This is a genomic window from Azospirillum sp. UFLA03-27 (assembly GCF_059803775.1).
On record NZ_JAUQTX010000227.1, the window covers coordinates 1 to 10,817 of the forward strand.

General features: G+C 67.4%; 10 protein-coding genes. 8 read left to right on the forward strand and 2 right to left on the reverse strand.

Going from position 1 to position 10,817, the window contains the following annotated elements; genetic code table 11:
- Nucleotides 1–106 precede the first annotated feature (106 nt).
- Complete coding sequence (locus Q4I23_RS25530) at nt 107–295, forward strand: DUF2065 domain-containing protein (protein WP_498528069.1); 189 nt, start codon at nt 107–109, stop codon at nt 293–295.
- Nucleotides 296–550: 255 nt separating this feature from the next.
- On the forward strand, nt 551–2,107 hold the full coding sequence (locus Q4I23_RS25535; protein ID WP_498528070.1) for a DegQ family serine endoprotease: 1,557 nt from the start codon (nt 551–553) through the stop codon (nt 2,105–2,107).
- A gap of 99 nt (nt 2,108–2,206) precedes the next feature.
- On the opposite strand, the gene serB is transcribed toward Q4I23_RS25535, so the two are convergent.
- Nucleotides 2,207–3,118 carry a phosphoserine phosphatase SerB gene (serB, locus tag Q4I23_RS25540; RefSeq protein WP_454018055.1) on the reverse strand — a complete coding sequence of 304 codons (912 nt, stop codon included), beginning with the start codon at nt 3,116–3,118 and terminating at the stop codon, nt 2,207–2,209.
- Nucleotides 3,119–3,279: 161 nt separating this feature from the next.
- On the opposite strand from serB, the gene Q4I23_RS25545 reads away from it, so the two are divergent.
- From Q4I23_RS25545 to ilvC, 6 genes are all read left to right on the forward strand, one after another.
- A complete protein-coding gene (locus Q4I23_RS25545) occupies nt 3,280–3,768 on the forward strand; it encodes a cupredoxin domain-containing protein (protein WP_498528071.1) in 489 nt (162 codons plus the stop codon).
- 80 nt (nt 3,769–3,848) lie between these two features.
- Complete coding sequence (miaA, locus tag Q4I23_RS25550) at nt 3,849–4,841, forward strand: tRNA (adenosine(37)-N6)-dimethylallyltransferase MiaA (RefSeq protein WP_454018057.1); 993 nt, start codon at nt 3,849–3,851, stop codon at nt 4,839–4,841.
- Nucleotides 4,842–4,859: 18 nt separating this feature from the next.
- Nucleotides 4,860–6,074, forward strand: coding sequence for an aminotransferase-like domain-containing protein (locus tag Q4I23_RS25555; protein WP_498528072.1), 1,215 nt, complete (start codon nt 4,860–4,862; stop codon nt 6,072–6,074).
- A 304-nt stretch (nt 6,075–6,378) separates the two neighbouring features.
- Complete coding sequence (locus Q4I23_RS25560; protein WP_237903892.1) at nt 6,379–8,142, forward strand: acetolactate synthase 3 large subunit; 1,764 nt, start codon at nt 6,379–6,381, stop codon at nt 8,140–8,142.
- Nucleotides 8,143–8,192: 50 nt separating this feature from the next.
- A complete protein-coding gene (gene ilvN, locus Q4I23_RS25565; RefSeq protein WP_014239995.1) occupies nt 8,193–8,699 on the forward strand; it encodes an acetolactate synthase small subunit in 507 nt (168 codons plus the stop codon).
- A 175-nt stretch (nt 8,700–8,874) separates the two neighbouring features.
- Complete coding sequence (gene ilvC / locus Q4I23_RS25570; RefSeq protein WP_014239996.1) at nt 8,875–9,894, forward strand: ketol-acid reductoisomerase; 1,020 nt, start codon at nt 8,875–8,877, stop codon at nt 9,892–9,894.
- A 183-nt stretch (nt 9,895–10,077) separates the two neighbouring features.
- On the opposite strand, the gene phoU is transcribed toward ilvC, so the two are convergent.
- Complete coding sequence (gene phoU / locus Q4I23_RS25575; protein ID WP_498528073.1) at nt 10,078–10,794, reverse strand: phosphate signaling complex protein PhoU; 717 nt, start codon at nt 10,792–10,794, stop codon at nt 10,078–10,080.
- Nucleotides 10,795–10,817: the final 23 nt, after the last annotated feature.

Here is a 10,817-nt window from a genome sequence, read left to right on the forward strand (position 1 = left end):
GCGTATAATCGTCGGCAGCGTCAGATGTGTATAAGAGACAGCCCGTTCTCCCACCCCAATTTTGTCTTTCCGCCCTGAAATCCTCCTCTGAAATGCCGCCCGACCGATGACGGATTTCCTCACCGCGCTGGCCCTGGTCCTGGTGATCGAAGGCGTGCTCTACGCGCTGTTCCCGTCTGCGATGCGGCGGCTGATCGTCGAAGCGCTGACGATGCCGGAGAACCGGCTGCGCACCGTCGGGCTGGTGACGGCGATGGCCGGCGTCGGATTCGTCTGGCTTCTGCGGGGCTCCTGACACCCTTTTGCCGCGCGCGTCGCTGGACCGCGCCGCCATTTTCCGGCCATACTCCGACTTCTATACTCGCGCGTCCTCCGTGGCGGATGGGACCCGTGCGCCTTTGCTTGAAGCAGTGACGCGCGGGGATTACATCCGGCTCACGGATCGGTGACGCGCCCCCTCGGACCGCAATTCGCATGAAGCCGCGGGCCGATTGGAACAGATGGCCGATTGGAACAAGAAGGTGCCGGATGTCCGGCAGGGAGAGCTGAGTTGAACCCGAACCACCCCATCCACCGCGCCGAATCCGGCCGCGAAGCGGGCAACCGGTCGCTGGGCCGCCGTCTGCGCGTCGTGCCGCTGATCGCCGCTCTCCTGTTGGGGCTGTCCGCCGCCGTCGGCACCCCCGCCATGGCCCAGTCGCGCCCGGCGCCGACCAGCTTCGCCGACCTGTCGGAAAAGCTGCTGCCCGCCGTGGTCAACATCTCCACCAGCCAGGCGGTGGCGCAGCGCCAGCAGGGCGCCCGTCCCGAGATGCCGCAGTTCCCGCCGGGCTCGCCGTTCGAGGAGTTCTTCCGCGACTTCTTCGACCGTCAGCAGCAGGACCAGCCGCAGCAGCCGCGCAAGTCCACCTCGCTCGGGTCCGGCTTCATCATCGACGCCAAGAACGGTTACGTGGTCACCAACAACCACGTCATCCAGGACGCCGACGAGATCACCGTCATCCTGCAGGACGACACCAACATCAAGGCGGAGCTGATCGGCAAGGACCCGAAGACCGACGTCGCCCTGCTGAAGATCACCACCAACCACCCGCTGGTCGCCGTGCCCTTCGGCGATTCGGACGCCATGCGCGTGGGCGACTGGGTGCTGGCCATCGGCAACCCGTTTGGCCTGGGCGGTTCGGTCACCGCCGGCATCATCTCGGCCCGCCAGCGCGACATCAACGCCGGCCCCTACGACGATTTCCTGCAGACCGACGCCTCGATCAACCGCGGCAACTCCGGCGGCCCGATGTTCAACCTGAACGGCGAGGTCATCGGCATCAACACGGCGATCTTCTCGCCGTCGGGTGGTTCGGTCGGCATCGGCTTCGCCATCCCGTCCAACCTCGCCAAGCAGGTGGTCGCGCAGCTCCGCGAGTACGGCAAGACGCGGCGCGGCTGGCTGGGCGTGCGCATCCAGGGCGTGACCCCGGAGATCGCCGAGAGCCTGGGCCTGCAGGGCCACAAGGGCGCGCTGGTCGCCTCGATCACCCCGAACGGCCCGGCGGCCAAGGCCGGCATCCAGGCGGGCGACGTGGTGACCAAGTTCGATGGCAAGGAAATCAACGAGATGCGCCGCCTGCCGCGCGTCGTCGCCGAGACGCCGATCGACAAGGCCGTCCCGATCGAGGTGTGGCGCAAGGGCAAGTCGCAGCAGCTTCAGGTGAAGGTGGGCGAGCTTGAGGCCGCCGAGGAATCGGGCCTTCTCGCCGCCAATCCGGAGGAGCAGCGCCGCCAGCCTCAGCAGGCCCCGGCCCAGAAGCCGACCGAGACGCTGGGCCTGAAGCTGACCAACATCACGCCCGAGCTGCGCCAGCAGTTCGAGATCAAGCCCGAGCTGAAGGGCGTCGTGGTGACCGAGGTGGCCGGCAACTCCACCGCGTCGGAGAAGGGCATCCGCGCCGGCGACGTCATCATCGAGGTCGGCCAGGAGGAGGTCCGCAAGCCGGAGGACGTGACGTCCAAGATCCAGAAGGCCAAGGAGCAGGGCAAAAAGTCCATCCTGCTGCTGGTGGACCGTCACGGCGACCTGCGCTTCGTCGCCATCCCGCTCAGCCAGGGCTGATCCGGGGGCTATCCCGAAAGGAAAAGGGCACCGGCGGGAGACCGCCGGTGCCCTTTCGCTTTGTGAGGTTGCGGAGGCGTGCCCGTAAAGGCTGGGCGGTCAGCCCTCCACGAACTCCCCGATCCGGTAGCCCTGGGCGAACAGCAGGGCGGTCAGGTCGCCATGGTCAACGCGGGCGCGGGCCTGGGCGGCCACCGTCGGCTTGGCGTGGTAGGCGACGCCAAGCCCGGCGGCCAGCAGCATCGGCAGGTCATTGGCGCCGTCGCCGACGGCCATGGTCTCGACGCTCGGGACGTGGCGCTCCCCGGCGTAGGCGAGCAGCGCCTCCAGCTTGCTGTCCTTGTCGAGGATCGGCTCGACCACCGCGCCGGTCATGACGCCGTTGACCACCTCCAGCACGTTGCCGCGGTCGTCGTCGAAGCCGACCCACTGGCGCACCCGCTCCGTGAAGCAGCGGAAGCCGCCGGAGACCAGCACGCAGGTCGCCCCGTTGGCGCGCATGGTGGAGACCAGTGTCCTGGCACCCGGCATCAGCGTGGCGCGCTGCCACACCTCGTCGACGACGCTCTCGTTCAGGCCCTTCAGCAGGGCGACCCGCTCGCGCACCGCGCCCTTGAAGTCGATCTCGCCGTTCATGGCGCGGGCGGTGATCGCGGCGATGTGGTCCTTCAGCCCGACGTAATCGCCCAACTCGTCCAGCATCTCCTGCTCGATGATCGTCGATTCCATGTCGGCGACAAGCAGGCGCTTTTTCCGGTTGCCCGGCTTCTGGGCGATGACGTCGATGGCGAGGCCGTCTTGAGCAAGATTGGCCAGAGCGCGGCGCACGGCGGCTTCGGCCTGCTCGGGGACCAGCCCTTCCTCGGCGATGTCGCAGGCGCGGTCCGGCGCCAGCCAGTCCGGCTTGGCGGTATCGGCCCCCAGCGCGGTCAGGGACGCGCGGGCGGCCTGCACGGCCTGCTCGTCGAGAACGGCGGAGGCGGCGGCGATCAGCGTAACGACAGCGCTCATGGCGGGCGATCCTGGAAGAGCCGTGGGGAAAGGGCGCGCGCGCTCCCTAGCACAGCCGGGAGTTTGCGCCAACCCACTCCGCCAAGCGTCATAGACATTCCGCGCCGGGGACCCGGAAGCCTCCCGCCGTGTTTCCGCTCAAATCGCGGGAGGGTTCGTCCATGATCCAGCGGCCTGCCACCCTTCTTACCCCGTCCATTCTCGCTTTCACCTTGCTGTTGGCCGGATGCGGCACCGGGACTGATCTGGCGCAGCGCCCGCCGCCCGGCTATGTCGGCGACGTGGCGGCACGCGTCTCGGCGGTGGATTGGGCGCAGGCCCGTCTCGTGACGGTTCAACTGGACGAGTTCCAATTCCAGCCCGACCGTCTGGCCTTCGAGCGGGGAGTGCCCTATCGACTGACGCTGGAGAACCGCGGGAGCGTCGCGCACACCTTCACTTCCGAAGGCTTCTTCAAGGCCATCGCGGTGCGCCGGGTCACCACCGCGCAAGGCGCCGTCGAGACGCCGGCCCTGGTGAATCTGGAAATCCCCGCCGGCCAGACCGACGTGGTGGACTTCATCCCAATCCAGGCCGGCACCTATGACCTGGCCTGCCACGAACCGCTGCACAGCAGCTTCGGCATGACCGGGACGATCAGGGTTCGCTGAGGCCCCGCACCGGTCGTCCTTGCCAAGCCGAGCCTTCCCCTGCCATACGCTGTAGCCGGAGGAACGTCAGGCAAGGCGACATGGCAGAGGACAGCCCGCGCAACCGGGATGTGCAGCACCGGCATGTGGTGGTGATCGGCGGCCCGACGGCGTCGGGCAAGTCGGGCATGGCGCTCGACATCGCCCTGGCGCGCAACGGCACGGTCATCAACGCCGACAGCATGCAGCTCTACGCCGAGCTGGACGTGCTGACCGCCCGTCCGGGGGCGGAGGATCTGGCGCAGGCGCCCCACCGGCTCTACGGCGTGCTGCCGGCGGCGGAGCGCGGGTCCGCCGCGCGCTGGCGCGACATGGCGCTGGCCGAGATCGCCGCCGCTCACGCCGCCGGACGGCTGCCCATCGTCGTAGGCGGCACCGGCCTCTACCTGCGCACGCTGATGGAGGGCTTGAGCGCCGTTCCCGCCGTCCCGGACGAGGTCCGCAAGGCCGCCCACGCCCGGCTCCAGGAACTGGGGGGCGAGGCGTTCCGCGCGGAGCTGGTGGGCCGCGACCCGGCCTCGGCCAAGCTGAACCCCGGCGACACCACCCGCCTGACCCGTGCCTGGGAAGTGCTGGAGGCCACTGGCCATCCGCTCTCCCACTGGCAGACCCAGCGGGCCGAGGGCGCGCCGGAGGGCCTGCTGTTCTCCGTGCTGGTGATCGACCCGCCGCGCGACGCGCTCTACGCCAATTGCGACCGCCGTTTCCGAGTGATGATGGGGCAGGGGGCGCTGGAGGAGGTGCGGCGTCTGGACGCGCTCGGCCTCGAACCCGATCTGCCGGCGATGAAGGCGTTGGGCGTGCCGGAGCTGCGCGACTGTCTGCGCGGTGCGCTGACGCTCGACGAAGCCATTGCGCTGGCTCAGCAATCGACGCGCCGCTACGCGAAGCGGCAGGTCACCTGGTTCCGCCACCAGCTCGCGGCGCGGCCTCCGGCCTCCGCGCTGCATGGCTGCCATACGATCAATTCGCTCTACACAAGACCACTTAGTGAAGCAATACTGACCTATCTTGAAACGACGTTGCGTCGTTGACCCTCAGGAGGATTGAAAGTGACGGTCGATTGGGGAAACGTGTTTGCCGGTCGCGTCGCCGGTATGGGAGCTTCGGAAATCCGGGAGCTGCTGAAGCTGCTCGAACGGCCGGAAATCATCTCCTTCGCCGGGGGCATCCCGGACCCCGATTTCTTCCCGACCGCGGCCATCGCCCGCGCCTATGAGAAGATCTTCCAGTCCAACAGCGGGGCCGGCGGCGCGCTTCAGTACACCATCAGCGAGGGCTTCACGCCGTTGCGCGAGTGGATCTGCTCTTACATGGGCCGTCGCGGCATCCAGGCCGGGCTGGACGAGGTGCTGGTGACCAGCGGCTCGCAGCAGGCGCTGGAGTTCGTCGGCAAGCTGCTGATCGGTCCGGGCGAGAAGATCCTGGTGACCCGCCCGACCTATCTCGGCGCGCTCCAGGCCTTTTCGCCCTACGAGCCGCAGTATCTTTCCGTCCCCGGCGACGCCGAGGGGCCGGACCTCGCCGCGGTTGAGGCGGCGCTGGAGCAGAAGCCGAAGTTCTTCTACCTCGTCCCCGACTTCCAGAACCCCAACGGCACGACGATCTCGCTGGCCCGCCGCGAGGCGTTGCTGGACCTCTGTGCCAAGCACGGCGTGCCGATCGTCGAGGACGCGGCCTACACCGAGCTGCGCTACGAGGGCGAGCCGATCCCGTCGATCGTCGCGCTGGACGCCGCCCGCAACGGCGGCAAGATCACCAACGTGCTGTTCTGCGGCTCCTTCTCCAAGACGATGGTGCCGGCCCTGCGCGTGGGCTGGATCAACGGCCCGGCCGAGGTCATCAACCGGCTGGTCCTGATGAAGCAGGCCGGAGACCTGCACACCAGCACCATCAACCAGATCGTGCTGCACGATGTGGTGTCGCAGAACTTCGACAGCCACATCCGCCGCCTGCGCGCCGCCTACAAGGAGCGCCGCGACGTCATGTTGACCGCGCTGGACGAGTTCGCCCCGGCCGGGGTGACCTGGACCAAGCCGGAAGGCGGCATGTTCGTCTGGATCGAACTGCCGGAGGGCACCGACGGTGTGGACCTTCTGGCCCGCGCCATCAAGGACGCCAACGTCGCCTTCGTCCCCGGCTCGGCCTTCCACGCCGACCGCTCGGGCAAGAACACGCTGCGGCTCAGCTTCTCCAACAACAACCCGGAGCGCATCCGCGAAGGCATCCGCCGCCTCTGCGGCCTGCTTCAGACCGTCGCGGCGTAACCCCGCCAGTCTTTGCGCAACGGCCTGCCTCCGCACCCGCGGGGCAGGCCGTTCGCGTTTGCGGGCGGCTTTGCGGGGAGGGCGGTCTTTCCAGCTTGCGAAATATTTGGAAAAACTGCGGCAAAAAATCTTTTCGATCATTCGCAAAATGGGTTGACCAAAGACGGACGGATTGTCTAGTTTGCCGGTCCCGGCCTTCGCCTTTGGGGATAACCCTTTGTTTTCCCAGCAGGCCATCGCCGGGGTTTGAGAAGGAACAGGGCCGCCCGAGAAAAGAGGGGCCCCCATTGGAAGGTCGTGAGCTATGCCCGAACAGAAGCTGACCGGCGCGCAGATCGTCATCAAGGCCCTGAAGGATCAGGGCGTAGACATCATCTTCGGTTATCCGGGCGGCGCGGTACTTCCGATCTACGACGCCATCTTCCAGCAGAACGACATCAAGCACATCCTCGTCCGGCATGAGCAGGCCGCCGTGCACGCCGCGGAAGGCTACGCCCGCTCCACCGGTAAGGTGGGCTGCGTGCTGGTGACCTCTGGCCCCGGCGCCACCAACGCCGTGACGGGCCTGCTGGACGCGCTGTGCGACAGCATTCCGCTGGTCTGCCTGTCCGGGCAGGTGCCGACCCACCTGATCGGCAACGACGCCTTCCAGGAGGCCGACACCACCGGCATCACGCGCCCCTGCACCAAGCACAATTACCTGGTGAAGGACGTCAACCAGCTGGCCCGCACCATGCACGAGGCCTTCTACGTGGCGCGCAGCGGCCGTCCCGGCCCGGTGCTGGTCGACATCCCGAAGGACGTGCAGTTCGCCGACGGCACCTACGTCCCGCCGACCGAGGTGAAGCACAAGACCTACCGCCCGCAGGTGAAGCCCGAGATCGCCCGCGTGGAGGAGGCCATCGAGCTGATCGCCACCGCCAAGCGTCCGATCTTCTACACCGGCGGCGGCGTGGTGAACGCCGGCCCGATCGCGGCCAAGCTGCTGACCCAGTTCGTGAAGATGACCGGCTTCCCTATCACCTCGACCCTGATGGGGCTGGGCGCCTTCCCGGCGTCGGACCCGCAGTGGCTGGGCATGTTGGGCATGCACGGCACGTACGAGGCGAACCTCGCCATGTACAACTGCGACGTCATGATCAACATCGGCGCCCGCTTCGACGACCGCGTGACCGGCAAGCTGTCGGAATTCGCGCCGGGCTCGAAGAAGATCCACGTCGACATCGACCCCAGCTCGATCAACAAGAACGTCGCGGTGGACATCCCCATCGTCGGTGACGCCGGCGCCGTTCTGGAAGACATGATCCGCATCTGGAAGGCCCGCCAGAAGCGTGCCGACCAGACCGCCCTGAAGGAGTGGTGGGGTCAGGTCGAGGGCTGGCGCGCCCGCAACTGCCTGAACTACAACCGCACCGAGGCGGTCATCAAGCCGCAGTACGCGCTGGAGCGGCTGCGCGAGGCGCTGCGCGGCAAGAACCACTATGTGACGACCGAGGTCGGCCAGCACCAGATGTGGGCCGCCCAGTTCCTGCCCTTCGACGAGCCGAATCGCTGGATGACCTCCGGCGGCCTGGGCACCATGGGCTACGGCCTGCCGGCGGCGATCGGCGCGCAGCTCGCCCATCCGGACGCCATCGTGGTGGACGTGTCGGGCGAGGCGTCCTTCCTGATGAACATGCAGGAGATCGGCACGGCGGTGCAGTACCGCGCCCCGGTCAAGATCTTCATCCTGAACAACAAGTACATGGGCATGGTGCGCCAGTGGCAGGAGCTGCTGCACGGCTCCCGCTACTCCAACAGCTACTCCGAGGCGTTGCCCGACTTCGTGAAGCTGGCGGAAAGCTGGGGCTGCGTCGGCCTGCGCGCGACCACGGTGGCCGAGGTGGACGAGGTCATCGAAAAGATGCTGGCCGTCACCGACCGCCCCTGCATCATCGACATCGCCGTGGACCCGAAGGAGAACTGCTTCCCGATGATCCCCGGCGGCAAGGCCCACAACGAAATCCTGTTCGGTCCGGAGGACAGCCCGTCCGACGCCACGCCGGAAGACGGCATGGTGCTGGTCTGATCGCGGCGACCAAGACGAACGGTTGAAGGCCCTCTGGCGGAGTACGGATCGTGGAAGAGAAGATCGAGAAGCACACCATCGCCGTGCTGGTGGACAACGAGCCGGGCGTGCTGGCCCGCGTCATCGGCCTGTTCTCGGGCCGCGGCTACAACATCGAAAGCCTGACGGTGGCGGAGGTGAACAACGCCGACCACCTGTCGCGCATCACCCTGGTCACCTCCGGCACCCGCATGGTGGTGGAGCAGATCAAGGCCCAGCTCGACCGGCTCGTGCCGGTGCACAAGGTGCACGACCTGACGGACGAGGGGCCGTCGGTGGAGCGCGAGCTGGCGCTGGTCAAGGTCGCCGGCACCGGCGAACGCCGCATCGAGGCGCTGCGCCTGGCCGACATCTTCAAGGCGAAGGTCGTGGACGCCACCCTGACCTCCTTCGTGTTCGAACTGACCGGCACGACCGCGGAGGTCGACGACTTTGTCGGGCTGATGGCCCAGCTCGGCCTCGTCGAGGCCAGCCGCACCGGCGTCGTCGCCATGTCGAAGGGAGCCACCGGGTTCTGATCTCGGCCCTTAACGACGGGCCATGAGGCTACCCATGACAGGGAGACGACCCAGCCCGCCGTCCTTTTGCAGGTCTGCCGAACAGTCTTGTGCTTGACGCGGCCCTTTCGCCGGTGGAGTAATTCCGCTGCGCAAAACTCGCACCACCAGATCGAAAAATCCAAGGAAGATCACCATGCGCGTCTATTATGATCGTGATGCCGACGTGAACCTGATCAAGGGGAAGAAGGTCGTCATCGTCGGCTACGGCAGCCAGGGCCACGCCCACGCCAACAACCTGCGTGACAGCGGTGTGAAGGACGTGCGCATCGCCCTCCGCCCGGGTTCGGCCACCATCAAGAAGGCTGAGGCCGCCGGCTTCACGGTCATGGCTCCGGGCGAGGCCGCCGCCTGGGCCGACGTGGTGATGATCCTCACCCCGGACGAGCTGCAGGCCGACCTGTACCGCGACGACCTCGCCAAGAACCTGAAGGAAGGCGCCGCCCTGGCCTTCGCGCACGGCCTGAACGTGCACTTCAACCTGATCGAGCCGCGCGCCGACCTCGACGTGTTCATGATCGCGCCGAAGGGCCCCGGCCACACCGTCCGCGGCGAGTACCAGCGCGGCGGCGGCGTGCCCTGCCTCGTGGCCGTGCACCAGAACGCCTCGGGCAACGGGCTGGACATCGCCCTGTCCTACGCCTCGGCCATCGGCGGCGGCCGCGCCGGCATCATCGAGACGACCTTCAAGGAAGAGTGCGAGACCGACCTGTTCGGCGAGCAGGCCGTGCTCTGCGGCGGCCTGACCGAGCTGATCAAGGCCGGCTACGAGACGCTGACCGAGGCCGGCTACGCCCCGGAGATGGCCTATTTCGAGTGCCTGCACGAGGTGAAGCTGATCGTCGACCTCATGTATGAGGGCGGCATGGCCAACATGCGCTACTCGATCTCCAACACCGCCGAATACGGCGACTACAAGACCGGCCCGCGCATCATCACCCCGGAGACCAAGGCCGAGATGAAGCGCGTTCTGGAGGACATCCAGACCGGCCGCTTCGTCCGTGACTGGATGCTGGAGTGCAAGGCCGGCCAGCCGTCCTTCAAGGCGACCCGCCGCCGCAACGCCGAGCATTCGATCGAGCAGGTCGGCGAGAAGCTGCGCGCCATGATGCCCTGGATCGCCGAGCGCCGTCTGGTGGACAAGTCCAAGAACTGATCGGTTCCTGAATCGAGAACGGGAAAGCGCGCCGCGAGGCGCGCTTTTTCGTTTTTGGAGAGTTCTGCATTGGTTTGCCCCCCTCCCGGCCTCCCCCCGCTTCGCAGGCGGAGGAGCCGAATTCCCTCCCCTGCGCAGCGGGGGAGGGTCAGGGTAGGGGCAAGTGCAACCGCCTGAGAAGCCTCACACATCCCCCCGCGACCGGTCCGCCTTGGGCCGCTCGTCGAGCAGCGGGCGGCCGGTGTGCACGAAATGCACCACCTCCGCGATGTTGGTCGCGTGGTCGCCGATGCGCTCCAGGCTCTTGGCGATGAACAGCAGGTGCATGTGGGCGGTGAACATCTCCGGCAGGCGGGCCGCCGACTGGTTGATGCTCTCGCACAGGCTGGTGTAAAGCGCGTCCACCTCGTCGTCGGTGCGCCAGACGCGCAGCGCCAGTTCGACGTCGCCGTCCACATAGGCGTCCACCGCGGTGGTCAGGCGCTGGCGCACCAGGCGGCCCAGGTTGGGCAGGGTGCTCATCGCCGGGGACTCGGGGAACTCCGCCACGGCGACGGCGCGGCGGGCGGTGTTGGCTGCGTGGTCACCCACCCGCTCCAGGTTGCCGGCGATCTTCAGGGCGGCGATCACCTCGCGCAGGTCGTCGGCCACCGGCTGGCGAAGCACCAGCATGCGCATGCAGTTCGCCTCGATCTCGTGCTCGTAGCTGTCGAGGCGCGCGTCGGACTCCACGATGGCGCGGGCCTGCTCCGGGTTGCGCTGGGTCAGGCAGGTCAACGCGCCGTCGAGCTGGGTTTCCGCCGCCCCAGCCATCTGCACGATGCTGGCCTTCAGCCGCTTCATGGCGTCTTCGAACGCGGTGACGATGTGCGGGGCGGGGTTCCTGTCTCTTATACACATCTCCGAGCCCACGAGACTATAAC